Origin of the sequence: Foliimonas ilicis (assembly GCF_039939195.1) — a bacterium.
GTDB lineage: Bacteria > Pseudomonadota > Alphaproteobacteria > Rhizobiales > Rhizobiaceae > Foliimonas > Foliimonas ilicis.
Genome location: NZ_JBDUUH010000007.1, coordinates 130,893 through 156,749, shown reverse-complemented (window position 1 = coordinate 156,749; position 25,857 = coordinate 130,893). Strand labels below are relative to the sequence as shown.

Genomic DNA, 25,857 nt, shown 5'->3' with positions numbered 1-25,857 from the left:
AGCAGGCAAAAACCGCCCCATGCAGACATTTGAACATGACGGCCAGAAACTGGCTTATATCGACGCAGCACCTTCGCAAGGCGCTGCCGAGCCCGTTCTCCTGATCCACGGCTTCGCCTCGACCCATTATGTGAACTGGGTTGCGCCAGGATGGATCAAAACGCTGAACGAAGCCGGTTATCGCGCAATTGCGCTCGACAATCGCGGCCACGGGCAGTCTTCCAAAAGCTATGAAACCGCCGACTATACGCCCGAAAAAATGGCGTCGGACGCAGGCGCGTTGCTCGATCATCTGGGCATCGAACGCGCACATGTCATGGGCTATTCGATGGGCGCCAGAATATCGGCGTTCCTGGCGCTTGCCGAGCCTGAGAAGGTCGCAACGCTTGTACTCGGCGGCCTGGGTATCGGCATGGTGACGGGCGTTGGCGATTGGGATCCGATCGCGGATGCGCTGGTCGTGCCCGATCCGGCGCAGATCACCCATCCGCGCGGCAAGATGTTCCGCACCTTTGCCGACCAAACCAAGAGCGACCGGCATGCGCTTGCCGCCTGCATCGCGACATCGCGGACCTTGCTGAGCGAGGCCGATGTCGGGCGCATCACGCAGCCGACATTGATCGGTGTCGGCACGACGGACGATATTGCGGGTTCGGCGCAGGAACTTGCCGCTTTGATGCCGAATGCGGAAGCCTTCGACATTGTCGGGCGCGATCACATGCTGTCCGTCGGCGACCGCACCTTCAAGAAGCGCGTGCTTGAGTTTTACGCGGATCACCCGCTAATTGCTTAATTGCCTTTGAAAACCGGCTTGCGGCGTTGCAGGAACGCAGCGCGGCCTTCCGCATAGTCGGCACTGGCGAATGTAATGTCGCCAAGCCTGCGGGCATTTTCGGCGTCTTTTTCGTTTCCCGAAAGAACTGCGCCGATTGCAGCTTTCGAGGCGCGGACGGAGAGTGGCGCATGCGCGGCAATCTCTTTCGCCAGAAACAGCGCGCGCGCGTCCAATTCTTCATCGTCCACGATTTCAAGAAGAAACCCGGTCGAAAGCGCTTTGGCCGCATCGATCCGCAGTCCGGTGAAGGTCAGATAGCGGGCCATCTGTTCGCCCGTCGCGTGGACGATGTCGGCCATCGCATCCGCGGGATAGGCAAGGCCTAGCTTTGCCGCAGGAACGGCAAAAACCGCATCTGCCGTCGCGATTCTGATATCCGCCGCTGCCGCAACGCCGAAGCCGCCGCCGATGCATGTGCCGCGGATCGCAGCGATGACCGGCACCGGTGAATTGCGCAGAGCGGCGAAGGCTTGTGAATTGGTCAACTCATAGTCGCGCCCGCTTGCCTCGCTGCCGCGCAATTCGGCGAATTCGGTAATGTCGGCACCAGCCGAAAAATCCTTGCCCGCACCGCGAATTATCAGCGCGCGCGTTGTGCCATCATTGCCCGCCGCAGCGACCAGATCGCGTATGGCGATCCACATTTCGTGCGTGATTGCATTCTTTTTACCAAGGCGATTTATGGTAAGGATTGCGACACCATCGGCGTTTTCGAACTGAATGGTTTCGTTTGCCAACATCGCTTGAATTCCAGACATGCAAATCCATTTGAATGGGCACTAAGGAAAATTGAATTCATTCGTGCCGCTGTTGTGCTTATAAGAGCTGTTCGAACAAAGACAAGAACACGTATCGGAGACGTCGATGACGACTGTCCAGACAACGAAAGCAAGCAATCTCCAGCCCGTCGATCCTATCTGGAGCTCGGTGCGCGATGAGGCGATGGAAGCGGTCAACCGCGATCCGCTGCTTGCGCAGTTCTTGTATTCGACGATTTTGAACCATGGCAGCCTCGAAGGCGCGGTCATTCACCGGATCGCCGCGCGGCTGGACCACAGCGATGTCAGCGCCCAGGTTATCGGCCAGACGTTCAAGGCCATGCTGCGCGCAAAGCCCGACTGGAGCAACACGGTTCGTGTCGACATGCAGGCCTATTACGAGCGCGATCCGGCCTGCGACCGGTTCCTGATGCCACTTCTCTATTTCAAGGGTTTCCATGCCGTTCAGACGCATCGGCTGGCCCATTGGCTGTGGGAGCAGGGGCGTCGCGATTTCGCTCTCTATCTGCAGAGCCGTTCGTCATCGGTCTTCCAGACCGATATTCACCCGGCATCGCAGATGGGCATGGGCATATTCATCGACCACGCGACCGGCCTCGTCGTCGGCGAAACTGCGGTGATCGAGGACGATGTGTCGATCCTGCATGGCGTGACGCTTGGCGGCACGGGTAAATCCAACGGCGACCGCCATCCAAAGATCCGTTACGGCGTTCTCATTGGCGCGGGCGCAAAGATACTCGGCAATATCGAGGTCGGGCATTGCGCAAAGATTGCCTCCGGGTCTGTCGTGCTGGCGTCCGTGCCGCACAACAAGACTGTGGCGGGCGTTCCGGCACGTATCGTGGGTGAGGCGGGTTGCGATCACCCGGCGCGCAACATGGATCAGGCATTGCCTTCCCATGCGATGGACCAGGTCATTTCCTTCGATATTTGAAGCGGCGTGCTTCCGCTGCGAAAGGCGGCGGGCGGCTGTTATTCGGGCCGTTCGCCTTTACATCGCCACTGTTGACGTGCCAGAAGCCCTCGCACCCAAACAATTTCATTCTCGGACCGGGAGACGCAGTTGAAACCCGAAGAAATCAGAAAACTCGAAGCCTTTTTTCAAAAGACTTTTCAAAATCCCAACCTTCAGGTGAAGGCACGTCCACGCAAGGACGATTCCGCTGAAGTTTATGTCGGCGACGAATTCCTCGGCATCGTTTTCAAGGATGAAGATGATGGCGACTACAATTTCTCGATGGCCATTCTCGACATCGACCTGAACTAAATTCTACCCAGCGGGACGAATTGCGGCCTCAAGAGGCCGTTCTGATCATCCGTTCCGCTTTTTCCCGGATGGCGGCGTCCATACGCTGCCAATCTCCGAGGAACTCCCTTGGAAATCGATAGGAGAGGCTGAGCGCATCATTGATGCGAATGTCTCTCTCGCATGGCGCAAGCGATTCTTCCGCGCTCGCCCCCGAAAGGCACCGCGCCACATAAGGCGCTTCGCCATTGCCGGAAACGGCAAGAACTTCATTGAGATAGCCGGACTTCTGGCGAAACTGGTAAAATGTCAGGCCGCCGGGGCCTGTCGAAGGTCGCTCTATCAAAGAGCGGTATATCGGCATGAAGCGGCCGCTCATATCGCGTGACATGACCGGCTCTTCCATCGACACGAAGATGATCGCCTTCCTGCCGCTCGCATGGTTGAAATCGTCCTTTGCAGCCGCGCTGTAGCCGTCCAGTGCCGGCCAGCGCATATAGAGGTCGATACGGTCGGCAGCGCCGTCGCGCCTGTCTCTGTCGAAACGGATCATGTTTTCCGGCACGGCGATAACGCTGTTGCCGATGACGATTTCATGGATGTCGGCTTTTTCCGAATGTCCGGCCAGAACCAGCCTGTCGCCGAGCCATTTTCCGCCGAGATTGATAACGATCGAGAGCACGACCAAGCCCAGAAACGCATAAAGCAGTTTCAGCATGAAGGACGTTCCTGCCGGTGAGAAGTTCTGCTCTTCATGGGCAGGGGCAGATGTCTGCTGCATCGGTCTTTCCCGATATAAAGAAGGAATCGTCGGCTCCACCTTTGCAATTTTATGGTAAACGACCGGTAAATTGCAAAGCTTGCTGCATGGAGGAATTATGCCGCTTTACGAACTGGACGGGAAATCTCCCGAATTTGCCGATGAACCGACCAACTGGATCGCGCCCGACGCGACGATTATCGGCAATGTGAACATCGGCAGGAATGTCGGTGTCTGGTTCGGATCTGTCATTCGCGGCGACAATGAAAACATCACCATCGGCGACGATACGAATGTGCAGGAACACACCATCATGCACACCGACCCCAGCTTCCCGCTGACGATAGGCGAAGGCTGCACAATCGGCCACCGCGCGCTGCTGCATGGCTGCACGATCGGCAAAAACAGCCTGATCGGCATGGGCGCGATTGTGTTGAACGGTGCAAAAATCGGAAACAACTGCCTTGTGGGGGCAGGTTCGCTCGTTACCGAAGGCAAGGAGTTTCCCGACAATTCCCTGATCGTCGGCTCGCCTGCAAAGGCCGTGAGAACGCTTGATGACGAGGCGATTAACAGGCTGAAGCTTTCGGCCGCGCATTATGTCGAAAACGCCCGGCGCTTCCGCAAGGGGCTGAAAAAGAAAGACTGACGAGAAAGCAAAAAAAGGGGCCGGTCCGGGGACTTGGACCGGCCCTTTGTCATGCCGTTGGACAGGGATCTGTCACGGCATGAACGAGGCGACAAACTTTAAAATTCCTTTGTGCGTCCAATAGGACGCACAGCGCTTTAACGTACGCTGGCCACCGCATCGGCGCGGCCATCGTTGATCTTGATCCAGACGCCGGAGTGGCGCTCCGACTGGCGCTTCAGATAGGTATATTCCGTCTTACCCCAGGCCAGCACGCGCGGCTCCAGATTGTCGAGGATGAACTCTCCGCGGCTCGTACGAACGGTCAGGACTGCATGGCCGTCGCCATTCGGCTGGCGTGCCACCGTGATCAGAAGGTCGCCTGCAGGGACGCCAAGCGCCATCAAACGGCGGCGCTTTTCCAGCGCGTAATCCTCGCAGTCGCCGACGCCTGCGTCAGGATAGGCCCAGTATTCTTCCTGGCCGTATATTTCCATGTCGGTAAGCGGCTCGACGCTGGCGTTCACGACATTGTTGATGTCGATGATGGCCGCCCAAAGCTCACGCGTCAGTTTAACAGGCTGGCGCTTGGCGGTCTTCTGATTGCATTCTTCCGGCAGGCGCTGGCAGAACTCATAGTGTCCAACCGGCTGCGACGTGCGGCCAGAAGTCTGCATGAAAGGCTGATCCGCACGCGCCGTAGCACCGAAGGCTACGAGCTGAAGGGCGATGGCGAGCAGGAAGGTTTTTCCCAGTGTTTTTATCATTGTTGACGTCCCCGTTTGACATCACAATGACAGGCCCGGATTTATTTCACGCAAAGCGGCGCGCTAGGAATTGAGCTAAATCGGTAGGAAATTTTTAAGGCAAAATCTCAGGGCGCAGGCGTCCCGCTTTCGTCGCAGGGCGTCTCGCCTTTGAAGTCGCGCGCGATGCAGCCGTATTTGTCGAACTTCTGACCGGCATTGCTTACCGCCTTGCCGGCCCCGCAGCCGGCCAGGGAGAGGCCGACAAGGGCAAGTGTCAGAAATGTTCGTACATAAGGCCGTTTCATTCGCAACGCGCTTCCTGCTCGTCCGAGCTTATTTCCAATCGAACACCAGTTCCTCGCGAAACGCAAAACGAACGATGTGATTCTCGACCACTTCCGCAACGCGCGGAAGTTCGGAGGCGTCGTCGGCGGTAATCACGACATCCAGTTCCGAATCGCTGGCCGTGAGCCCGACATGAGTCGTCTCGCCGAATTCGATACCACCGCTTTGCGGCGTGAACTCGACCTTGAACTTATGGCTCCAGTGTTTGCAGAGTTGTTGAAGGTAGCGGCTGGCATTCTCGGTTTTTACCGATGCTGTCGTTGTCGCCATGACCAATTCCTTTCGTTGCAATCATAGACTTTTGAATCTGCTGCATCGTGCTTTCCTCAAACCGATTCCGGTTTTCGGGCCGATGCAGTGGAAAACCCGCTTTTAGCGCCGAATGCGCGGCGCGTCAGGTTTTTCTGGTGCGTAATTGTCAACTTTTCGGGAATGCGCGGACCGCTGAAGCAATACGCTTCACAGCGTTGAAAACGCTGTTCAAATCAAATCGAAAAACCTTGGAAAGGTCTGGTACGCCCAAGGGGAATCGAACCCCTGTTACCGCCGTGAAAGGGCGGTGTCCTGACCGCTAGACGATGGGCGCGTTCAGATGAGGCGCGTTATAATCAGCTTGTTTGAAAGGGGCAACCGCCAAAATCACCTTATTACAAACTTTTTTCAGTTTATTTGCGACGACGGCAGCGCCAGTTCCAATCGCGCTCCGGACCGACGTCCACATGCACGGATTCCGTATGGCAATATGTGCCGACGCCGCCGCGACCGGGCATGGTGCGTACATATTGTGCGAGATCCCATTTGCTGACGCCTGCGACCTGAATGTCTGCGGCGGCGCAATACATGTGAAGCGAGTTCTTAGCTCCACGCGCGCGGCGGTTGCGCTCAGGATTGCGGAAGCCTGATGTGACCACGACCTTCTTGCCGTATCTCTGCTCGATCGTTTTCAGGACACGTACGAGGGAAGGCTTGAGGCAGGCGACATCGACGCTTTCGGTCTGTTTGAGAAGCCCGTTCGGTGTCAGACGGGCAAGACCGGCAGCCGATGCGACCTGATAGGAGCCGTCATCGTCGTCGCCTTCGTGAAGATCGACATCGCTGTCGTCATCGATGCCCGACTTGCGCTTGATTTCGAAGAGCGCGTGCTGGCGAACGCCGGGCAGCGCATTGTCGCTTGAAGATGCTGACGATGATGCCGAAGCCAGATTGACGAGGGGCTTTTCGGCAGGCTCGGCACTTGCAAGCGTAATAATCGGCTTTGCTGCCTGCTGCGCCTGTGCAGGCTGCGGCGCGGCTTTTGGTTTTGCCGCTGCGGGCGAGGGCGCAGCGTTTGCGTTCGAGGCGCCGAAGAAAGATGCCAGGAAACCCTTTTTCTTGGCTTCCATCGGCTTTGCTTCGGGAAATTCGGCTGCTTCGACGTAAGTGCCTTCAGCGGCTGGCGCTGCGGTAGCTACCTGAGCAGGCTCTGCTTTCGCAGTTGCGGTGGCTGCTGGTGCAGCACCTGCCGATGCGCGATCCGAAGTCGCTGCTGGTGCATTTGCCGGGACTGCAGCGGTTGCAGGCGCGTCCTGCGCCGCAAGCTGCTGTACGGCCTCCGATTCGCCGCCGGGGCGAATCGCCGGAACATAGGCGACTTCACCGGGAAGATCGGTATCGCCTTCTTCCGACATTGTAAGATTGGCCGACTGGCTGGGATCTATCGATCCGGTGATGGTGCCGGTAGGAGAAGCAGCCTGGCCAGCGCCGTTTGCGCTGAAGCCCGGTGCGAGATCGAGATTGGGATCGCCGGTGGAACTACAGGAGGCAACAAGAACTGAGAACAGTGCCGCTAAAACGACGCGGCCTTTCCCGTTCACGTTAACCGAGCCTGATACTCTCAAACCGGTCCCCTTCCTGTGCTTCATGCCTGCGTCACCAAAGACGGCGCGGCGATCAATTTTACTCAAGGTCGAAAAGCCGAACGCTTTTGCGATCAGGAAAACAACTGACGAATCTACAAGTCCCCGAGGCGGGAGCTATGGGCCGAATAAGGCGGCACCATGTTCGAAGCAAACCATTTCGCGCGCTTTGATCGCGCCGTCAATTCACCACACATTACGAAATGTTACACGCGCACCCGAACATATGTTCCGGGCGCTTCATCCAGTATCTGGGTTTTCTCGCCGGGCTGTCTGGCAGGAACTTTTTGTGCGTCGTTCTTCTCGATCCATTCCTGCCAGTTGGGCCACCAGGAACCGGGATTTTCCTCGGCTCTGGAAAGCCATGTCTCAAGATCGCCAACCGGCCTGGGGCCGGTCCAATACTGGTATTTCTTCTTGGATTCAGGATTTACGACACCGGCGATGTGTCCGGAGCCGGACATCACATAAGTAACGTCGCCGCCGAAATATTGTCCGCCCAGAAACACCGAGCGGGCAGGCGCGATGTGGTCTTCACGCGTCGCCAGATTGTAGACCGGAATTTTGATGTCGGAGAGTGATAATGTCTTGCCGGCTATCTCCATGCGGTCCTGCGAAAGATTGTTTTCGAGGTAGCAATTGCGCAAATAGAAGGAATGGTTCGCCGCTGCCATGCGGGTTGAGTCGGCGTTCCAGTAGAGAAGATCGAAGGGCAGCGGGTCTTTGCCGCGCATGTAATTGTTCACGACATAGGGCCAGATCAGATCGCCGGAGCGCAGCATGTTGAAGGCCATGGCCATCTTCGTGCCATCCAGAAAGCCCTTGCCGTTCATTGCGCGCTCAAGAGCGGTGATCTGCTCCTCATCGACGAAGACCTTCAAATCGCCAGCGTGGGTGAAATCCACCTGCGTCGTGAAGAAGGTCGCGGTCGCTATCCTGTCGTCGCCTTCCTGCGCCAGAAGTGCCAGGGCTGCCGCCAGAAGCGTGCCGCCCACGCAATAGCCGATCGCGTTGACTTCTTTTTCGCCGGTTGCCGTCTGAACCGTATCCAGCCCGAACTGCAGGCCCTCGCGGATATATTCCTCCCAGCCCTTGTGACCGTGGCGCTCGTCGGGATTGACCCATGAAATGACAAACACTGTATGGCCTTGCGCAATGGCCCAGCGGATAAAGGATTTTTCGGGGTTGAGATCGAGAATGTAGAATTTGTTGATCCAGGGCGGGCAGATCAGCAGAGGGCGCTTCAGCACCGTTTCCGTGGTCGGCGAATACTGGATGATTTCGGCGACATCGCTGCGCGCTACGACCTTGCCGGGCGTCAGCGCAATATTTCTGCCGATCTCGAAGCCCGAATAATCGGACTGCCGCAGCCGCAATTCGCCCTTGCCTGCAACAATGTCCTCGGCCAGCATCTTCATGCCGCGCACCAGGTTCTCGCCATTGTTGGCAACCGTCTCGCGGAAAAGTTCGGGATTTGTCAGCACGAAATTCGACGGCGAAATCGCGTTTGAAACCTGCCTTACATAGAAGCTGGCCTTGTGGCGCGTGTGCTCGTCCAGCCCTTCGGCATGTTCGACCATGTCTTCGGCCCATTTCGAGGTGACGAGATAGGTCTGCCGGAGAAAATCGAAAAAGGCGTTGCGGCTCCAGTCGGGGTCCTTGAAGCGCTTGTCGATTTCCACGATGGGCGGAGGTTCTGGTGTCTCGCCGGATGCGGTGCGCTGAATGGCTTTCGACCAGACATCCATATAGCCTGAAAAAAGCCGCGTCTGTGCCTCCAGCGCCCGGCTGGGGTCGGAAAGCCAATATTCCGTCAGCTTCGAGAATGTCTTGACCATGTCGGCGGCGGGCTCGGACACCGTGTCGCGAAGGTCGCCTTTTTCGCGCGGTTCGACCCAGGCGGAAGCGGCCTTGCCCGCCTGCTCGATCATCCGGGCAATATTCATCGCGAAATCTTCGGGATCCTTGATGAGATATTGCTCGACCGATGAGGGCGTCTCATTGCGTTTGCTGTTGCCCGAATCGGGTGCCTTGGTCATGGTCTTTTGGTTCCTCCCGAGGCGATTTCTTGACATGTTACCATGTGAAGGCCGATAGGGTGAATTCTGAACGTTACCTTGGTTTAAAATGGCCACCGGGGAATTACTATGACAGCGTGCACTGAAACCGTCGTTTTTTTCGGGAAATGTCGCGGTTTTCTCTTTTCCTGCGGAATGGCTTCGGCCTTGCTGCTTTCCGCATGCGGCACGCCGCCTGACGGGTCGGTGCCGGGCGCGCGCAAAACCGGTACTTTTCCGAATCTGAATATCAAGCCGGAAGTAGCTGCGCAGCAGATCACACCCAGTGAGAAGACCACCAAATTCGCCGAGCTTAAATCGGCGCAAACCCGTCAAACCGGTTCGGCCGGTGCCGGTGTGCCGCCGAGCGATGCCGCGAAGCTGAAAAAGCTCGCAGATACGCATGCCGCAGACACGCTGAAGCAGATCGAAGCGGAGTAACGGTATCGACCGGCCCGGCAATCGGGTGTATACCGCGCCTCCAATCCCAACCTCCCTAATTCGAGACCTGACATGGAAGAGTTTCACAAGGTTCGCAGGCTTCCGCCTTATGTATTCGAACAGGTCAATCGTCTGAAAGCCAGCGCGCGCTCCAGGGGCGCGGACATCATCGATTTGGGTATGGGCAATCCCGATCTGCCGACACCGAAGGCGATCGTCGATAAATTATGCGAGGTCGTTCGCGATCCGCGCACGCACCGCTATTCCTCGTCGCGCGGCATTCCGGGCCTGCGCCGCGCACAGGCCTCTTATTATGCGCGCCGTTTCGGCGTGAAGCTCGATCCCGACACGCAAATCGTCGCGACGCTCGGCTCCAAGGAAGGCTTCGCCAATATGGCGCAGGCGATCACCGCGCCTGGCGACGTTATCCTTTGCCCGAACCCGACCTATCCGATCCACGCTTTCGGCTTCATCATGTCGGGCGGCGTCATCCGTTCCATCCAGTCGGAACCGGACGACAGCTTCATCCCCGCACTCGAACGCGCGATGATCCATTCGATCCCCAAGCCGCTGGCGCTGATCCTGAACTATCCGTCCAATCCGACAGCACTCGTCGCATCGCTGGATTTCTACAAGGATGTCGTGGCGTTCGCGAAAAAGAACGATCTGATCATCCTGTCGGATCTCGCCTATTCGGAGATTTATTTCGATGGCAATCCGCCGCCTTCGGTGCTTCAGGTGCCGGGCGCGATTGATGTCTGCGTCGAGTTCACCTCCATGTCGAAGACGTTTTCCATGCCCGGCTGGCGCATGGGTTTTGCGGTCGGCAATGAACGCCTGATCTCGGCTTTGACGCGCGTGAAATCCTATCTCGACTATGGCGCATTCACGCCCATTCAGGTTGCCGCAAGTGCGGCATTGAATGGCGATGGCGCGGACATTGCGGAAGTGCGCGAAGTCTATCATCGCCGCCGCGACGTGATGGTCGATGCGTTCGGCCGTTCGGGCTGGGATATTCCGGCACCGCCTGCCTCGATGTTTGCCTGGGCGCCGATCCCTGAACAGTTCAAGCAATTGGGCTCGCTGGAGTTTTCAAAGCTCCTCATCGAAAAGGCGGATGTCGCGGTCGCGCCGGGCGTCGGTTTTGGCGAGCATGGCGACAATTACGTGCGCTTGGCGCTCGTTGAAAATGAGCATCGCATCCGGCAGGCTGCGCGCAACATCAAGAAGTTTTTCTCCACGGTGGCGGAAAAACAGGACAATGTGGTTTCGCTCGCCGGACGGCGTTGAGCGAAACCTGATTTCCAGACAGATTTAAGGGACTTTGCGGGACATGGCCGAAGCTTTGCGTATTGGAATTGCCGGTCTCGGTACTGTGGGTGCCTCCGTGGCGCGCGTGTTGCAGGAGAAGGAAGCCGCACTGACGCGTCAATGCGGACGGCAAATCTCCGTCGTTGCAGTCTCCGCGCGTGATCGCGCCCGCGATCGCGGCGTCGATTTCGGCGGCGCGCAGTGGTTTGACGATCCGGTCGAGCTGGCCACCAAGGCCGATATCGATGTGTTCGTTGAACTCATCGGCGGCGAAGAAGGCCCGGCGCGGACTTCAGTAAAGGCCGCACTCGAAGCTGGCCGTCATGTCGTCACGGCCAACAAGGCGCTTCTCGCCAAGCACGGCGTTTCTCTGGCCGAAAGTGCGGAGAAGAAGGGCGTTCTGCTGAATTACGAAGCCGCGGTTGCTGGCGGCATTCCCGTCATCAAGACGATGCGCGAGGCGATGGCTGGCAACAGCGTCACGCGCGTTTTCGGCATTCTTAACGGCACCTGCAATTACATTCTGACCCGCATGGAAGCCGAAGGCATCTCGTTCGATGAATGCCTGAAAGACGCGCAGCGTCTCGGCTATGCGGAAGCCGACCCGACCTTCGACATCGAGGGCAATGATACCGCGCACAAGCTGGCGATCCTCACCAGCCTCGCATTCGGCACCAAGATCGCAGCCGACGACATCTATCTCGAAGGTATTTCGAACATCACGCAGGCCGATATTCGCGCCGCAGCCGAGCTTGGCTATCGCATCAAGCTGCTGGGCGTTGCACAGCGCACCGAAAGCGGCATCGAGCAGCGTGTGCACCCGACGATGGTGCCGACGGCGTCTGTCATCGCGCAGGTGCATGGCGTGACGAACGCGGTCGCCATCGAAACCGATATTCTGGGCGAATTGCTGCTTTCCGGTCCCGGTGCTGGCGGCAATGCGACGGCATCCGCCGTGGTCGGCGACATTGCCGACATCGCCAAGAGCCAGCCCGGCTTCCAGCACGGCCCGGTGTTCGGACGCCCGGCAAAGGAACTCGCGCCTTACAAGAAGGCACGCATGCGCTCGCATGCCGGCGGCTATTTCATTCGCCTGACGGTGTATGATCGTCTTGGCGTGTTCGCGGCGATCGCCAAGCGCATGGCCGACAATGAAATCTCGCTGGAATCCATCGTCCAGCATGCCGCTGGCGCCATCGAAACCGGCCAGAAGAACGTCATCCTCGTCACTCATGAGACGACGGAAGCCGCCGTGCGCAAGGCCGTGGACGGCATTACCAAGGACGGCCACCTGACAGACAAGCCGCAGGTTATCCGCATCGAACGCGCTGGATAAAAGCTGTCGCAAAGAGTGACCGGTTCTAATCGATTCATATCTGAACGCCGAGCCGTAAAGGCATCGCGCGGTCTTGCCGTTGTCATGACACTTTGACAAAACAAGCCGCGTCGCCAACCGGGCGGCACGACCAATATCAAAGGAATGACTGATGGCGAAAAGCGCGATTGCGGGTCTCGATAGAATTCTCACCATGGAACTCGTCCGCGTGACCGAGCGTGCCGCAGTGGCGGCTGCGCGTCTGCGGGGACGTGGCGATGAGATGGCGGCGGATCAGGTTGCGGTCGATGCCATGCGCTCCGAACTCAACAGCCTCAACATTCGCGGCACCGTCGTCATCGGCGAGGGCGAACGCGACGAAGCGCCGATGCTCTATATTGGTGAAGAAGTCGGCACGGGCGAAGGCCCGGAAGTCGATATCGCGCTCGACCCGCTCGAAGGCACGACGATCTGCGCCAAGAATCTGCCGAACGCTCTGGCCGTGATTGCAATTGCCGAAAAGGGCAGCCTGCTTTTCGCGCCCGACGTCTACATGGACAAAATCGCAATCGGACCCGGCTACCCGGAAGATACGATCAGCCTCGACGCTTCGCCGAAGGAAAATATCGAGCGCCTGGCGAAGGCCAAAGGCGTGCCTGTTTCTGAAATCACCGCCTGCATTCTGGATCGTCCGCGCCACGCCAAGCTGATTGAAGCCGTTCGTGAAACCGGTGCTGCAATCCGTCTGATCGGTGATGGTGATGTTGCCGGTGTCATCCACACGACGGACCCGGAAGAAACCGGCATCGACATTTATCTCGGCACCGGCGGTGCGCCAGAAGGCGTGCTTGCCGCTGCCGCACTGCGTTGCATTGGCGGGCAGATGCAGGGCCGTTTGCTGCTCGATGCGCCTGAGCATGTGGAGCGCGCCGCCAAGATGGGCATTTCCGATCCGAACAAGATTTATCGGATCAACGATATGGCGCGCGGCGACGTTCTGTTCGCGGCAACCGGCGTCACGGACGGCAATCTTCTGGACGGCGTGAAGTTCGGCAAGGATTCAATCCGCACCGAAACAATCGTCCTGCGTTCGTCCTCGCGCACGGTTCGCGAGATCAAGGCCCGCCATCAGGACCTCGAAAAATTCTGAGGCGCTCTTGGCATCTCTTCATGCCGGTCTATTGTGCCGGAATGAATGACATTCGGATCGACGCGTGAGCGCGGAACGGCGATATTTTCTTGGCGTTCGGCGCTCAGCGACCGGCATTGCTTGGGAACACCGTCTCAACGAGCGGCAGGAAATGACGGCACTCGCCATGGCACAAGGTCATGGCGTGCCGGATATCGTCGCGCGTGTGCTTGCAGGTCGTGGCGTAAGTGCCGAAGAAGTCGAACAATTTCTCGATCCGACCATCCGCGATCTGTTGCCGGACCCTGCCTCGCTGACGGATATGGAAAAGGCTGCGGAGCGTATCGCACGCGCCGTCATCACCAAGGAACGCGTTGCCATTTTCGGCGATTATGACGTCGATGGCGCATCGTCTTCCGCACTTCTGAAGCGCTTTCTCGATCATTATGGAATTCAGTCGGAAATCTACATTCCCGACCGCATTTTCGAAGGATATGGCCCGAACCCCGAAGCCATGCGCGATCTCGTTTCGCGCGGCGCTTCGCTTATAGTCACGGTCGATTGCGGAACGAATAGCGGCCCCTCGATCGCAGCGGCGAATGAATTGGGCGCGAATGTCGTCGTCCTTGACCACCATCAGGTCGGGGGCCCGCTTCCGGATGCGGTCGCGGTGGTCAATCCGAACCGGGAAGACGATCTTTCCGGTCAGGGCCATCTTTGCGCCGCAGGTGTCGTCTTTCTAACGCTGGTTCAGACAGCGAAAGTCCTGCGAAATCGGATGCCCGACGCGTCGCGCCCGGACCTGCTTTCGATGCTCGATCTGGTGGCGCTTGGAACGGTCTGCGACGTGGTTCCGCTGACCGGCGTCAACCGCGCCTTCGTCGTCAAAGGTATTCTGGCGATCCGCCAGCAGCGCAATGCCGGTATCGCAGCCCTCGCGCGCGTTTCGCGCATTGGTGAACCGATCGCGGCATTTCATCTGGGTTTCATGATCGGGCCGCGCATCAATGCCGGCGGACGTATCGGCGATGCGGCACTGGGCAGCAAATTGCTGGCGACAGACGACCCGGTCGAAGCGGCAACGATTGCCGAAACGCTCGACCGGCTCAATCAAGAACGGCAGGCGATGGAGCAGGCGATGCTTGCCGAAGCGCGCGCCGAAGCCGATGCGGAGCTTATCGGAGGTACAGGCCCGGCAGTTCTCATCACCGCCAGTTCCGGCTGGCATCCGGGCATTGTCGGTCTGCTCGCCTCGCGTTTGAAGGATCATGCGCGGCGTCCGGTCTTCGCCATTTCGTTCAATGCAAATGGTGTCGGTACGGGCTCCGGGCGGTCCGTATCCGGTTTCGATCTTGGCAAGCTCGTGCGCGAGGCGGTCGAACAGGGGCTGCTGGTCAAGGGCGGCGGGCACGCAATGGCGGCGGGTATCACGGTCGAACACGCGAAACTCGGGGCATTACGCGCGTTTTTCGAAGAGCGTGCATCGGCAGATGTCTTCCGGCTTCAGGATGAGGAAACGCTGAAGATCGATGCCGCACTTGCCGCCGATGGTGCGACGCTCGATCTTCTGGATTCACTGGAAAAGGCGGGGCCGTTCGGTTCGGGCCATGTCGCGCCGGTCTTCGTTCTGCCGCGTCACAAACTGCTCGATGCGCGTCTCGTCGGCACGTCGCATATTCGCGCAGACCTGCAATCCGACAGCGGCAAGCGCATACAGGCGATTGCATTTCGCGCTGCGGATACGGTTTTGGGCGATTTTCTGTTCAAGAATCGCGGCTCAACGATCCATGTCGCCGGATCATTGTCTGGAAATTACTGGAATGGATCGAAATCGGTCCAGTTTCGCATCACGGATGCAGCGCCGGCATTTTAGATCGCATCGGAATAATCCGAAAACCGGCGACCACTTTTCGGTTCGATGCTTTAGCCAAAAACCGTTTGCAGCCGCTGCAGATCGCCGATCTGTGCCTTCGTTGCCTCGTAACCAAGCCGGATCGCTTCGTCGGCGCGATGGAATTCCGACAGGCCGATATGTCCGAGTTTCGGCTGCAACGACAAATCCGGCGGATCGCCTGCCAGGCGTGCGCGCGAAATGCGATCCTGGATGATGTTGAACGCCTCGACCATCACGCCCGTTATGCCGAGGCGCGTTTCCTTCGACGGATTGGCGGGACGATTTTTGCCGCCGGGTGCGGCGTCCTTTTCGATCACCAGCTCGCCTGCGCTGTGCTTGATAACGGCGGCGCGTCCATAGAGATCGTAGTGAAGATTGACGGCCACGACCAAAGGCTGCTCGTAAGCGCGGCACACGGAAACCGGAACCGGATTGACCAGCGCGCCGTCGACCAGAATGCGGCCATTGGCAATGACCGGCTCGAAAACGCCGGGCAGGGCGTAAGACGCGCGCATCGCGGTAATCAGCGAGCCGCTCGACAGCCAGATTTCATGACCGGTGCGAATTTCGGCTGCAACGCAGACGAATGGCTTCGGCAGGTCGGCGAAAGTCAGGCCCGACAAATGTTCCTGCATACGCGCCGTCAGCCGCATGCCGCCCAGCAGGCCGTTGCCGCTCAGGCGGAAATCCAGAAGACCGAAAATGCGTCTTTTGGTCAGGCTTCGTGCGAATTCTTCGAGTTCGTCCAGCTTTCCGGCGAGATAACAGCCGCCGACCAGCGCGCCGATCGAGGTTCCGGCGATCATATCGATCTCGATGCCTTCTTCCTCAAGTGCGCGCAGCACGCCGATATGCGCCCAGCCGCGCGCGGCACCGCCACCAAGCGCCAGCGATATGCCGGATTTCTTGGGTTTGGTTTCGTTCGCCGTCCCCGATGAAAGGCCGTTCGCCTCTCTCATCGAAGGATTTCCGCGCAATGACGCCCATTCGAGCATCGTGTTCTCCCGTATCCCGGAACAATCCTATGCTCAGGGCGTATCCAAAAGGTGAATTCTAAGGGCCATGACTGTCAATTCGATCGAATTGTCATCCAGTCATCTGTTTGGATGGATTTCGAACGTATGGACAGGTATGACCCACTGCTTTCAGTCTGGTTCAATTGCCGCCGCCATATGTCTTTTTCACGTCGAACAATGGCCGGGTGCCATCGCTGCGCAAAAAAGCCGTGCCGTCATCGACCCCGACTACCCTGTAAAAGCAGGAACGCCGCCCTGTGTGGCAGGTTGCATCATGGCCTGAGACATTTACGCGCAGCCACACTGCGTCCTGGTCGCAATCGGTGCGGATTTCGACGACATGCTGGAAATTTCCCGAGCTTTCGCCCTTTTTCCAAAGCGAATTGCGCGAACGCGACCAGTAATGTGCGATGCCGGTTTCGAGCGTCAGACCCAGCGCCTCGGCATTCATATGGGCGACCATCAACAATGTTCCGTCGGCGGCGTCCGTCACAACGGCTGTTACGAGGCCGAAAGCGTCGAAGCGCGGCGAAAACGCCGCGCCTTCTTCAAGCTGCTTCTTGTCGGATGATGCTTGCGGAAAAGTGATAGGCACGGCCGGTTCCTTGGTCTGGCGGAGCCGGCCATAGCGAGATCAATCGCGACGGCCGCTCCGCAACATTGTCACGAACCTGACCTGCTCTTCGGGGCTGTCTCTGAAAGCGCCTGTGAAAGTCGAGGTCAGGGTCGTCGATCCCTGTTTCTTGATGCCGCGCATGGCCATGCACATGTGCTCGGCCTCGATCATCACGGCAACGCCGCGCGGATTTAGCACGTCCTGTATAGTGCCAGCAATCTGCGCAGTCATCGCTTCCTGCGTTTGCAGGCGATGGGCGAAAATGTCGACGACGCGGGCGATCTTGGAAAGGCCGACCACCTTGCCGTCTGGCAGATAGGCGACATGCGCCCGCCCGATGATCGGCACCATGTGGTGCTCGCAATGCGAATGGAAGCTGATGTCTTTCACGATCACCAGATCGTCATAACCGGCGACTTCTTCGAAAGTCCGGCCCAGCTCTTCCGCCGGATCCTGATCGTAGCCGTTGAACATTTCGCGATAGGCCTTGGCAACGCGCATTGGCGTATCGAGCAGGCCTTCGCGGTCCGGGTTGTCGCCGGTCCAGCGCAAAAGTGTGTGAACGGCAGCTTCGACCTCGGCTTGCGATGGGCGATCTACGATTTTTTTGTCTGAATTGTCGGCGCGCGGAGTAAGGTTTTTAATGACGGCGTCCATAAAGGCGTCTCCCGTAGTTCCTTTCTTTGAAGGAACGAGTTGAACGGACCACAGCCTTTTGCGGGAAATTCGGAGTTTATGATTCCGGCCCGAAAAGCGGCTTGCAAATGCTCTTATGCGGCCTTCTTGCCGACGTTCGAGCACAGCCCTTATATAAGACCTGTTATGTCGAAAGGAAGAGGATTGATCTTCCAAGATGCGGCATTGGATGGAAAAACGATGATCGACGACGTCTACAACGCGAAAATTCTCGGTTTTGCCGGCAATATCGGACGTATTGGCCGCTTGGAGTACCCGGATGCATCAGCCAAGGCGCATTCCAAGCTTTGCGGCTCGACCGTCACGATCGACCTCGTCATGCGCGATGGCGTGGTGACGGATTTCGCCCACGATGTGAAAGCCTGTGCGCTCGGTCAGGCTTCGTCGGCGATCATGGCCGAGCATGTGGTCGGCGCAAGTGCGGACGAGTTGCGCGCCGTCCGCGCGACGATGCTGCGCATGCTGAAGGAAAACGGACCGCCGCCGGAAGGCCGTTTTGCCGATCTGAAATATCTGGAACCCGTTCGCGACTACAAGGCGCGCCACGCCTCGACCATGCTCACCTTCGATGCGGTCGTCGATGCGATCGGCCAGATTGAGAAGAAGCAAGCGGACGCCGCCTAAGAGACCATTTGCAAATTCTACCCTGGCGGCCATCTGACGCGGTTTTCTGCGCTTCCGTCGCTCACGTACCAAATGTACGCTCCGCTCCGGTTCTCGAAAACCACGCCATATGACTCGCCAGGGCGAATTATCAAACGGTCTCTATGCCGAGGCGATTTCAGTTATCAGCCAGTCGGCAAAGATTTTTGCGCCGGGACTGAGTTTTTCGAAATCGGATGCGACCAGCCAGTAGGCGCCGAAGTCCACTTCCACATCAAATGGCATGACAAGGCGCCCGGCCTTCAAATCGGCTTGGTTCAGAACGCGGTCGCCCAATGCCACGCCATGTCCAAGTGCCGCGGCCTGTGCGGCAAGCGCGCTGTCGGTAAAGATCGGGCCGCGTTGCGGCAGGCCGTCAGGGATTCCGGCCGCCTCGAACCAGCGTTGCCAGCCATTCCGGTTCTCTTCGTGCAGAAGCGTATAATGCCTGAGATCTGCCGGTTCTGTCAGCGGCGGGCCATTATCAAGCAGTTTCGGAGAGAGCACAGGACTGACCGCAATATCGACCAGATGCCTCGCTTGCGTGCGCGGCCAGAATCGTTCGGTGGCGCTGTGGCGAATTGCCAATTCGGCTTCATGCGTGCGGAACTCCACCAGCTTGGCATCGACGATAACAGACACATCGATCGACGGGTTTGAGAGGCTGAAAAAATTCAGTCGCGGCACCAGCCATGCGCCGGCGAAGGACGGTTCGACGCTCACCGCAATCGTTTCGTTAGACGACGCCTGCCGCAACTCGCTCAGGCATTGGTCCATGTCGTCGAAATTCCGGGTAAGGCGGGCAAGAAGATATGCGCCGCTCTCGGTGAGCGAAACGCGACGATGATGGCGCTCGAACAGAGGGGAGCCGATAAAGGTTTCCAGTTCGCGTATCTGCCGGCTGATCGCCGCCTGCGAAACGAACAGTTCCTCGGCAGCCTTGCTGAAACTCAGAAGACGTCCCGTCACCTCGAAACTGCGAAGCGCCGTCAAAGGCAGTCTTCCACGCTGCATTTCGCATAACCTCAAGTTATTCCAGAGCGAAATTATACTCGTTTGAGGGGCGTGTACAGGAGGCCTATTCCTGCTTGCAGCAAGGAGGATACGGCCATGAACATGATCGAAATTTTCCAGGATGTGATGCGTATCGTGACGTTCCAGCCAGCGCCGGTCAGGCGCAAGGGAAAGCAGTGCGAAGACGATATCGCGGTTGCAAAACCACGCCGCAGGCGACATCTAACGGGTAGATGGAGCTTTCGCACCAAAACATGAGCAGCGAACACCGGCATGAGCATCGCCCGACCGCGGTTTCGCGCGGGCGCAACTGGCCCGGTCCCTGGCGCAAGACGCCGGGCCGGGTTTTCGGCACGTCTATCGTCCGGCTCTATCAGCTCACTTTGTCCGGTTTCATCGGCAATACATGTCGCCATCTGCCGACCTGTTCGGAATACGCGCATGAGGCCATCGCGCGGCATGGCCTTTGGGCAGGCGGCTGGATGGGCTTTTTCCGCGTCATGAGATGCGGGCCGTTCGGCACGCACGGCATAGACCGCGTGCCGGAAACTCTGCAGAGCCGCTACCGGTGGTTCATGCCGTGGCGCTATTGGCACATCGGGGCCAAGCGCAAAAAGCCGACTCCCGAATAAGCCAAACGCCTTTACGGCTTTCATTTCAGCATCTAAAAGACCGCTCGCCGCCGGACGCATCCGGCAATCACCACCCGCGCTCGTTTGCGGGACTGGATAGGAGAATAGAATGTCCAATGTTTCCCTCACATTTCCCGATGGCTCCGTCCGCGAATATGACGCGGCGCTGACCGGTGCTGGCCTTGCGGAATCGATTTCGAAGTCGCTGGCCAAGAAAGCCGTCGCCTATGCGATAGACGGCACCGTGCGCGATCTTTCCGATCCGCTTGGCAAATCGGGTTCTGTCGAGATCGTGCTGCGCGACGATCCGCGCGCGCTTGAACTCATCCGCCACGATGCCGCACACGTGCTGGCAGAGGCTGTGCAGGAATTGTGGCCCGGAACGCAGGTGACCATCGGTCCCGTCATCGAAAACGGCTTCTATTACGATTTCGCGCGCAACGAGCCGTTCACGCCCGACGATTTTCCCGTCATCGAAAAGAAAATGCGCGAGATCATCGGGCGCAACAAGGCTTTCACCAAGGAAGTCTGGTCGCGCGACCGTGCCAAGAAGGTTTTTGAGGACAAGGGCGAGCGCTACAAGCTCGAACTGATCGACGCCATTCCTGAAGATCAGGATTTGAAAATCTACGCACAGGGCGACTGGTTCGACCTTTGCCGCGGGCCGCATATGGCTTCAACCGGCCAGATCGGCAGCGCCTTCAAGCTGATGAAGGTCGCGGGCGCTTATTGGCGCGGCGACAGCAACAACCCGATGCTGACGCGCATCTATGGAACGGCCTGGGCCGATCAGACACAGCTAGAGGCCTACATCCACATGCTGGAAGAGGCCGAAAAGCGCGACCATCGCCGTCTTGGCCGCGAGATGGACCTTTTCCATTTTCAGGAAGAGGGGCCGGGCGTCGTCTTCTGGCATGCCAAGGGCTGGAAGATGTTCCAGAACCTCGTTTCCTATATGCGACGTCGCCTCGACGTGCAGGGCTATCAGGAAGTCAACGCGCCGCAGGTGCTGGACAAGTCGCTTTGGGAAACCTCTGGCCATTGGGGCTGGTACAAGGAAAACATGTTCAAGGTCACTGTCGCTGGCGACGAGACCGACGACGAACGCGTGTTTGCGCTGAAGCCGATGAACTGCCCCGGCCACGTCCAGATATTCAAGCACGGTCTGAAGTCTTATCGCGATCTGCCTGTAAAGCTTGCTGAATTCGGCAATGTTCATCGTTACGAGCCGTCAGGCGCGCTGCATGGTTTGATGCGCGTTCGCGGCTTCACGCAGGACGATGCGCATATCTTCTGCACGGAAGAGCAGCTTGCAGCCGAATGCCTGCGCATCAATGATCTGATCCTGACGACCTATGCCGATTTCGGCTTCACGGAAGTTCAGGTGAAGCTCTCCACGCGCCCTGAAAAGCGCGTCGGTTCCGACGAGGCCTGGGGTCACGCCGAGCAGATCATGCATGGCGTTCTGACCCAGATCGAGGAGCAGTCGGGTGGGCAGATCAAGACGTCGATCAATCCGGGCGAGGGCGCGTTTTACGGGCCAAAGTTCGAATACGTCCTCAAGGACGCCATCGGGCGTGAATGGCAGTGCGGAACGACGCAGGTCGATTTCAACCTGCCGGAACGCTTCGGGGCCTTCTACATCGGCTCGGATTCGGAAAAGAAGCAGCCCGTCATGGTGCATCGCGCGATCTGCGGTTCGATGGAACGCTTCCTCGGCATCCTGATCGAGAACTATTCGGGTCATTTCCCGCTTTGGTTCGCGCCGTTGCAGGTTGTCGTCGCGACCATCACATCGGATGCCGACGATTACGCCAAGAGTGTCGTTGCACGCTTGAAGGCTGCCGGACTTTCGGCCGAACCCGATCTGCGCAACGAGAAGATCAACTACAAGGTCCGCGAACACAGCCTGGCCAAGGTTCCAGTCATTCTCGTCTGCGGCAAGCGCGAAGCAGAAGAGCAGACGGTCAATATCCGCCGTCTCGGCTCACGCGATCAGCATTCGCTGTCGCTTGAAGAGGCTGTCTCGTCTTTGACGGAAGAGGCGCTCGCGCCGGATCTCAAACGCCGCCGCGACGCGGCTTGATTGATAAGCGGCGGGGGAATTTCTCCCGCCGTTTTTTTTAAGCAATCAGTCCAGCGGTTCGTTTGCAGTCATTGGCTGGCCGGTGGGCTGGGTTTCGCTCGCCACATCGGCGGTCGTTACCTCGACGTCCTGATTTTGACCTGCGACGACCGAGAAATCGCGCTGGTAGATGCGGTCACGGTTCTTGGCGATGATTATGTAGTCGCCTTCCGACAGTACCGCCGACGCAAAAGCGCCGACTGCTTCGCGGACCGGATCGCCAGACTCGGTCAGGATCGACCAGGACGTATCGGCAATTGCCTCGCCGCCTGCCTCACGCACCAGCTTGAACGTCATTTCCGCCGCTCTGTGCTCGACGCTTGCTTCGGTCAGCTTGCCCGCTTCGACCCTGATATCGGAGCGGATAATGGCGTTGACCGAGCCGTAAGTGGAGACGATGTGATAGACGCCGGAATTCAGCCGCACGACCGTATTCGGCTTCACATCGGGGATGATCAGCGCGCGATCGCCGCTTTCATCCGCCTTTTCGTCATAGATCGAAAAGCGCAGCTTGTCGGCGGGAATGCGCTTGCCGCCGGAAAGCACGGCATCGAGTTCCAGCCCGCCTGCATCGAGAACGAGTGTTTCGCTCTTCGAATCCGCAGTCACCGACATGCGCTTGGTGGCGCCGGCACGCCCGAATGCTGCGTGCACCAGATAGCTGCCGGGTTCGAGGTGGAAGGTCGTCGTTCCGCCCTTATCGGAGGCGATCAGCGGTAGCTTACCGTCCGCACCCTGCGTCAATCCGAAGACGCGCCAGACGAGACCGTGCGAAATATCCTCGCCCTCATCGGTCATGCGTGCGCTGAGAGTGATTACGCCCTGTCCCTGGCCTTGCTTGGCAAGCGGTTCTTCGCTTCGCGGCGGTGCGAAATTGGTGATGCCGGGCAGTTGCAGATCGTCCACGCCTGAGTCCGTTTCCTGCGCGGAAACGAGTGCTGGCAGTACCGTGAACACTGCGGCACTGGACAGAACGGCAAAAAGGCGGAATATCCCGGCGGTCATGGTTGCTATGAACCTCAGGCCGGTGGCAATTTCAAGGCTCTTTTGACACGCGCCTCGCGGCCGTTCCCGCAAAAGCCAGACGCGCTCGATCCAAGAGACGCTCCAGCCATATATTTCAGGAGATTTTAGACGAATGGATTCGCCGATCATCGAATTTATGCTGACCAGAAGTTCCGCGCCGATACAGGAGCTGCGCGAGCCTGCGCCGACCGGCGACGAAATCGAGACGATGATTCGCATCGCATCGCGCGTTCCAGATCACGGACGGCTCGAACCATGGCGGTTCATTCTTTATCGCGGCCAGTCTCGCGTCGAGATCGGCGAAAAGCTGGCCGAACTTGCCAAGAAGCGCGAAGGTCCTTTGCCGGAAGGCCGCAAGGCCCAGGAAAAGTCGCGTTTTGCGCGTGCGCCCTTGGTGATCGGCGTGATTTCCAGCCCAAAGGAAAACCTCAAAATTCCGCAATGGGAAATGTTCCTGTCGGGCGGTGCTGCAGCCATGAACCTCGTCATCGCGGCGAATGCGCTTGGCTATGGCGCAAACTGGATCACCAACTGGTATTCGGACACGGATGAGGGCAGGGCCATTCTCGGCCTCGCGCCGCATGAGCGCGTCGTCGGCTTCGTGCATATCGGCACTTTCGACGGTGTGGCGCCGGAGCGTCCGCGCCCGGACATCGCCAAGCTTTACGCCGACTATGCCGGTCCGTGGAGCGCATGATGTTTTTCGAACCATCCAAGGACACGGCCTCCCGCACGATCCGTTCAAGGCGATCGTTTCGCCGCGACCCATCGGCTGGATTTCGACCGTCAGCAAGAAAGGCGAGGTCAATCTCGCGCCCTATTCCTTTTTCAACGCGCTGTCGTCCAATCCGCATCTTGTGTGGTTTTCGTCCGAGGGTGAAAAGGACAGCGCGACTTTTGCGCGTGAAACCGGCGAATTCGTCGCAAATCTGGTCGGTCGCGATCTGGCCGACAAGATGAATATGAGCTCCGTCAACGCGCCGCGCGGCACCAGCGAGTTCGGCTATGCCGGGCTGACCGCTGCGCCCTCCAGACTGGTTGCCCCGCCGCGCGTTGCCGAAGCGCCTGCCGCCCTCGAATGTAAGGTAACGGAGATTTTCGAGCCGAAAGGCCTCGACGGCAAACATGCCGGCGCTTTTGTCGTCATTGGCGAGGTCGTCGGCATTCATATCGACGAAGCGTTCCTGACGGACGGCCTGTTCGATGTAATCAAAGCCGGTAATGTATCACGGCTCGGCTATTTCGATTTTTCCTCGATCGAGCAGACATTCGAAAAGCGCCGCCCGCGCTGGGAAGATCAATCCTGAGGCAAAAGCCCAGATGATTTTGCCCGCGCAATCAGCCTTTGCGCACGGCGCAGATGCGGCATGTCGTACATCTGCCCGTCGAGGCCGACGACGCCCGGATTGTCCGCCGCTTCGAAAGCCTTGATCACCGCATTGGCGTGTTCCATGGCCGCAGCCGATGGCGTGAACGCCTCGTTGATGACCGGCACCTGTGCGGGATGGATCGCCATCTTTGCCGTAAAACCATCGCGCTCTGCAGCGCGGCATTCGGCGGCAAAGCCATCCATGTCGCGGAAATTCGGAAAGACAGTGTCGATTGCCGCAACATCGGCGTTGGCAGCAGCGAGGATCGTCACCGCGCGAGCCAGCCTGAACACATCTGTATATCGGCCTTTATCGTCGCGTGTCGCACGCGCGCCGATTGCCGCCGACAAATCCTCCGCACCCCATGTCAGACCAGCAAGGCGCGGGCTCTTGTCGCGATAGGTCTGTGCACCGAAAACGCCGCCTGCTGTCTCGGTAATGATCGGGATGATGCGAATTGCACCATCCGGCAGGCCGTTTTTCGCTTCATAAACCCGCAGTTTCGTCGAAAGATGCTGAACATCCTCGCCGCTGTTCGATTTCGGCAGCATGATGCCATCGGGCCGGGCTGGGACGAGTGCTGCCAGATCGTCGTCGGTCAGGCCGGTCGAGAGATCGTTGACCCGGACATAAACGGTCACCTGCCGTTTTTGGCCGAGAAATTCCGCAGCAACCCTGCGGCCAGCTTCCTTATTCGCAAGCGAAACGGAATCTTCCAGATCGACGATCACGACATCGGCGTCCGACTGGAAACCTTTTTCGAGCTTCTTTTCGGAATCGCCCGGGACGAAAAGCAGTGAGCGCATCAGGCGGCTTTCTTCAGCATCATGGCCTGACGCGTGCATTGCGCGACCAGTATGCCGTTTTGATTGAAGGCGCGGTGTTCGAAAGTGACGATGCCGCGATCCGGCTTTGATTTCGATTCGCGAACCGCCACGATTTCCGTTTCAACGCGGATCGTATCGCCATGAAAGACCGGGTTCGGAAACGCCGTATCCGTCATGCCGAGATTGCCGATCGTGGTGCCGAGCGTCGTGTCATGCACCGAGATACCGATCATCAGGCCGAGCGTGAACAGTGAATTGACCAGTGGCTTGCCCCATTCGCTTTTTGCCGCGAAATCGAAGTCGATATGCAGCGGCTGCGGATTGAGCGTCATGGTGGAAAACAGCATGTTGTCACTTTCCGTGACGCTCTTGGTAAGGCTGTGCTTTATCACCTGACCAACCACGAATTCTTCAAGATACAAACCGGCCATAAGCTCCTCCACTCGTTCACTGTTATTGTGTTGGGGGGAGTGCTGCAAGGTTAAGAAATATGGTGAACCGTTCGTAAA

28 protein-coding genes, 1 tRNA gene and 1 pseudogene are annotated in these 25,857 nt (G+C 58.3%); 15 read left to right on the top strand and 15 right to left on the bottom strand.

Annotation, left to right across the window (positions count from 1 at the left end):
* The first annotated feature begins 19 nt into the window (after positions 1–19).
* Positions 20–793 carry an alpha/beta fold hydrolase gene (locus ABFT80_RS16580; protein WP_347973030.1) on the top strand — a complete coding sequence of 258 codons (774 nt, stop codon included), beginning with the start codon at positions 20–22 and terminating at the stop codon, positions 791–793.
* Here the strand turns inward: ABFT80_RS16580 and ABFT80_RS16575 are convergent.
* Positions 790–1,575: an enoyl-CoA hydratase-related protein gene (locus tag ABFT80_RS16575; RefSeq protein WP_347973029.1), complete on the bottom strand. Its 786-nt coding sequence runs from the start codon at positions 1,573–1,575 to the stop codon at positions 790–792. The genes ABFT80_RS16580 and ABFT80_RS16575 overlap by 4 nt on opposite strands.
* A 124-nt stretch (positions 1,576–1,699) precedes the next feature.
* Here ABFT80_RS16575 and cysE point away from each other — a divergent pair, with 124 nt between their 5' ends.
* Positions 1,700–2,548 (top strand): serine O-acetyltransferase, encoded by an 849-nt coding sequence (gene cysE, locus ABFT80_RS16570; protein WP_347973028.1) that lies wholly within the window; start codon positions 1,700–1,702, stop codon positions 2,546–2,548.
* Positions 2,549–2,677: 129 nt separating this feature from the next.
* Positions 2,678–2,881, top strand: coding sequence for a DUF3126 family protein (locus ABFT80_RS16565; RefSeq protein ID WP_347973027.1), 204 nt, complete (start codon positions 2,678–2,680; stop codon positions 2,879–2,881).
* Between the two features lie 28 nt (positions 2,882–2,909).
* Here the strand turns inward: ABFT80_RS16565 and ABFT80_RS16560 are convergent, their stop codons facing one another.
* Entirely contained in the window at positions 2,910–3,641 is a 732-nt protein-coding gene (locus tag ABFT80_RS16560; RefSeq protein WP_347973026.1) for a hypothetical protein, read from the bottom strand.
* A gap of 97 nt (positions 3,642–3,738) precedes the next feature.
* Between ABFT80_RS16560 and ABFT80_RS16555 the strand changes: the two genes are divergently transcribed.
* Positions 3,739–4,269 (top strand): gamma carbonic anhydrase family protein, encoded by a 531-nt coding sequence (locus tag ABFT80_RS16555; RefSeq protein WP_347973025.1) that lies wholly within the window; start codon positions 3,739–3,741, stop codon positions 4,267–4,269.
* A gap of 137 nt (positions 4,270–4,406) precedes the next feature.
* Here ABFT80_RS16555 and ABFT80_RS16550 read toward each other — a convergent pair whose 3' ends face one another.
* The 6 genes from ABFT80_RS16550 to ABFT80_RS16525 all read right to left on the bottom strand — a co-directional run bounded on the left by ABFT80_RS16550 (position 4,407) and on the right by ABFT80_RS16525 (position 9,276).
* A complete protein-coding gene (locus ABFT80_RS16550; protein WP_347973024.1) occupies positions 4,407–5,015 on the bottom strand; it encodes a transglutaminase-like cysteine peptidase in 609 nt (202 codons plus the stop codon).
* 107 nt (positions 5,016–5,122) lie between these two features.
* Positions 5,123–5,302 (bottom strand): hypothetical protein, encoded by a 180-nt coding sequence (locus ABFT80_RS16545; RefSeq protein WP_347973023.1) that lies wholly within the window; start codon positions 5,300–5,302, stop codon positions 5,123–5,125.
* A gap of 28 nt (positions 5,303–5,330) precedes the next feature.
* Positions 5,331–5,612 (bottom strand): DUF2218 domain-containing protein, encoded by a 282-nt coding sequence (locus ABFT80_RS16540; protein WP_347973022.1) that lies wholly within the window; start codon positions 5,610–5,612, stop codon positions 5,331–5,333.
* 241 nt (positions 5,613–5,853) lie between these two features.
* Positions 5,854–5,928: transfer RNA gene (locus tag ABFT80_RS16535), tRNA-Glu, on the bottom strand.
* Positions 5,929–6,007: 79 nt separating this feature from the next.
* Positions 6,008–7,285: a YcbK family protein gene (locus ABFT80_RS16530; protein ID WP_347973021.1), complete on the bottom strand. Its 1,278-nt coding sequence runs from the start codon at positions 7,283–7,285 to the stop codon at positions 6,008–6,010.
* Positions 7,286–7,443: 158 nt separating this feature from the next.
* Positions 7,444–9,276 carry a PHA/PHB synthase family protein gene (locus tag ABFT80_RS16525; RefSeq protein WP_347973020.1) on the bottom strand — a complete coding sequence of 611 codons (1,833 nt, stop codon included), beginning with the start codon at positions 9,274–9,276 and terminating at the stop codon, positions 7,444–7,446.
* A gap of 186 nt (positions 9,277–9,462) precedes the next feature.
* Between ABFT80_RS16525 and ABFT80_RS16520 the strand changes: the two genes are divergently transcribed.
* From ABFT80_RS16520 to recJ, 5 genes are all read left to right on the top strand, one after another.
* Positions 9,463–9,735 (top strand): hypothetical protein, encoded by a 273-nt coding sequence (locus ABFT80_RS16520; protein ID WP_347973019.1) that lies wholly within the window; start codon positions 9,463–9,465, stop codon positions 9,733–9,735.
* 72 nt (positions 9,736–9,807) lie between these two features.
* Positions 9,808–11,025 carry an LL-diaminopimelate aminotransferase gene (locus ABFT80_RS16515; RefSeq protein ID WP_347973018.1) on the top strand — a complete coding sequence of 406 codons (1,218 nt, stop codon included), beginning with the start codon at positions 9,808–9,810 and terminating at the stop codon, positions 11,023–11,025.
* A gap of 43 nt (positions 11,026–11,068) precedes the next feature.
* Entirely contained in the window at positions 11,069–12,382 is a 1,314-nt protein-coding gene (locus ABFT80_RS16510; RefSeq protein ID WP_347973017.1) for a homoserine dehydrogenase, read from the top strand.
* Positions 12,383–12,533: 151 nt separating this feature from the next.
* Positions 12,534–13,511: a class II fructose-bisphosphatase gene (gene glpX / locus ABFT80_RS16505; protein WP_347973016.1), complete on the top strand. Its 978-nt coding sequence runs from the start codon at positions 12,534–12,536 to the stop codon at positions 13,509–13,511.
* A 64-nt stretch (positions 13,512–13,575) separates the two neighbouring features.
* Positions 13,576–15,363 (top strand): single-stranded-DNA-specific exonuclease RecJ, encoded by a 1,788-nt coding sequence (gene recJ / locus ABFT80_RS16500; protein WP_347973015.1) that lies wholly within the window; start codon positions 13,576–13,578, stop codon positions 15,361–15,363.
* Between the two features lie 50 nt (positions 15,364–15,413).
* On the opposite strand, the gene ABFT80_RS16495 is transcribed toward recJ, so the two are convergent.
* The 3 genes from ABFT80_RS16495 to folE form a co-directional block, all read right to left on the bottom strand.
* The gene (locus tag ABFT80_RS16495) at positions 15,414–16,379 is read right to left on the bottom strand and encodes a patatin family protein (RefSeq protein ID WP_347973014.1); all 966 of its coding nucleotides are present in this window, start codon (positions 16,377–16,379) and stop codon (positions 15,414–15,416) included.
* Positions 16,380–16,539: 160 nt separating this feature from the next.
* Positions 16,540–16,995 carry a phosphoribosyl-AMP cyclohydrolase gene (hisI, locus tag ABFT80_RS16490; RefSeq protein WP_347973013.1) on the bottom strand — a complete coding sequence of 152 codons (456 nt, stop codon included), beginning with the start codon at positions 16,993–16,995 and terminating at the stop codon, positions 16,540–16,542.
* A gap of 39 nt (positions 16,996–17,034) precedes the next feature.
* Positions 17,035–17,673 carry a GTP cyclohydrolase I FolE gene (gene folE, locus ABFT80_RS16485; RefSeq protein WP_347973012.1) on the bottom strand — a complete coding sequence of 213 codons (639 nt, stop codon included), beginning with the start codon at positions 17,671–17,673 and terminating at the stop codon, positions 17,035–17,037.
* Between the two features lie 219 nt (positions 17,674–17,892).
* Here folE and ABFT80_RS16480 point away from each other — a divergent pair, with 219 nt between their 5' ends.
* Positions 17,893–18,336 carry an iron-sulfur cluster assembly scaffold protein gene (locus ABFT80_RS16480; protein WP_347973011.1) on the top strand — a complete coding sequence of 148 codons (444 nt, stop codon included), beginning with the start codon at positions 17,893–17,895 and terminating at the stop codon, positions 18,334–18,336.
* Between the two features lie 141 nt (positions 18,337–18,477).
* On the opposite strand, the gene ABFT80_RS16475 is transcribed toward ABFT80_RS16480, so the two are convergent.
* A complete protein-coding gene (locus ABFT80_RS16475) occupies positions 18,478–19,347 on the bottom strand; it encodes a LysR substrate-binding domain-containing protein (RefSeq protein WP_347973010.1) in 870 nt (289 codons plus the stop codon).
* Positions 19,348–19,464: 117 nt separating this feature from the next.
* Between ABFT80_RS16475 and ABFT80_RS16470 the strand changes: the two genes are divergently transcribed.
* The 3 genes from ABFT80_RS16470 to thrS all read left to right on the top strand — a co-directional run bounded on the left by ABFT80_RS16470 (position 19,465) and on the right by thrS (position 22,086).
* The gene (locus tag ABFT80_RS16470) at positions 19,465–19,626 is read left to right on the top strand and encodes a hypothetical protein (RefSeq protein WP_347973009.1); all 162 of its coding nucleotides are present in this window, start codon (positions 19,465–19,467) and stop codon (positions 19,624–19,626) included.
* The gene (gene yidD / locus ABFT80_RS16465; protein WP_347973008.1) at positions 19,623–20,000 is read left to right on the top strand and encodes a membrane protein insertion efficiency factor YidD; all 378 of its coding nucleotides are present in this window, start codon (positions 19,623–19,625) and stop codon (positions 19,998–20,000) included. The genes ABFT80_RS16470 and yidD overlap by 4 nt, the downstream gene beginning before the upstream one ends.
* Before the next feature lie 109 nt (positions 20,001–20,109).
* A complete protein-coding gene (gene thrS, locus ABFT80_RS16460; RefSeq protein ID WP_347973007.1) occupies positions 20,110–22,086 on the top strand; it encodes a threonine--tRNA ligase in 1,977 nt (658 codons plus the stop codon).
* Between the two features lie 45 nt (positions 22,087–22,131).
* On the opposite strand, the gene ABFT80_RS16455 is transcribed toward thrS, so the two are convergent.
* On the bottom strand, positions 22,132–23,130 hold the full coding sequence (locus ABFT80_RS16455) for a hypothetical protein (RefSeq protein WP_347973006.1): 999 nt from the start codon (positions 23,128–23,130) through the stop codon (positions 22,132–22,134).
* A gap of 133 nt (positions 23,131–23,263) precedes the next feature.
* Here ABFT80_RS16455 and ABFT80_RS16450 point away from each other — a divergent pair, with 133 nt between their 5' ends.
* Both ABFT80_RS16450 and ABFT80_RS16445 read left to right on the top strand, forming a co-directional pair.
* Positions 23,264–23,848 (top strand): nitroreductase family protein, encoded by a 585-nt coding sequence (locus ABFT80_RS16450; RefSeq protein WP_347973005.1) that lies wholly within the window; start codon positions 23,264–23,266, stop codon positions 23,846–23,848.
* Positions 23,848–24,458, top strand: a pseudogene (locus ABFT80_RS16445) (flavin reductase family protein). Before ABFT80_RS16450 ends, ABFT80_RS16445 begins: the two are co-directional and overlap by 1 nt.
* Here the strand turns inward: ABFT80_RS16445 and ABFT80_RS16440 are convergent.
* Positions 24,449–25,327: an HpcH/HpaI aldolase/citrate lyase family protein gene (locus tag ABFT80_RS16440; protein WP_347973004.1), complete on the bottom strand. Its 879-nt coding sequence runs from the start codon at positions 25,325–25,327 to the stop codon at positions 24,449–24,451. The pseudogene ABFT80_RS16445 and the gene ABFT80_RS16440 sit on opposite strands and share 10 nt — an antisense overlap.
* On the bottom strand, positions 25,327–25,791 hold the full coding sequence (locus tag ABFT80_RS16435; protein WP_347973003.1) for a MaoC family dehydratase: 465 nt from the start codon (positions 25,789–25,791) through the stop codon (positions 25,327–25,329). Before ABFT80_RS16435 ends, ABFT80_RS16440 begins: the two co-directional genes overlap by 1 nt.
* Positions 25,792–25,857: the final 66 nt, after the last annotated feature.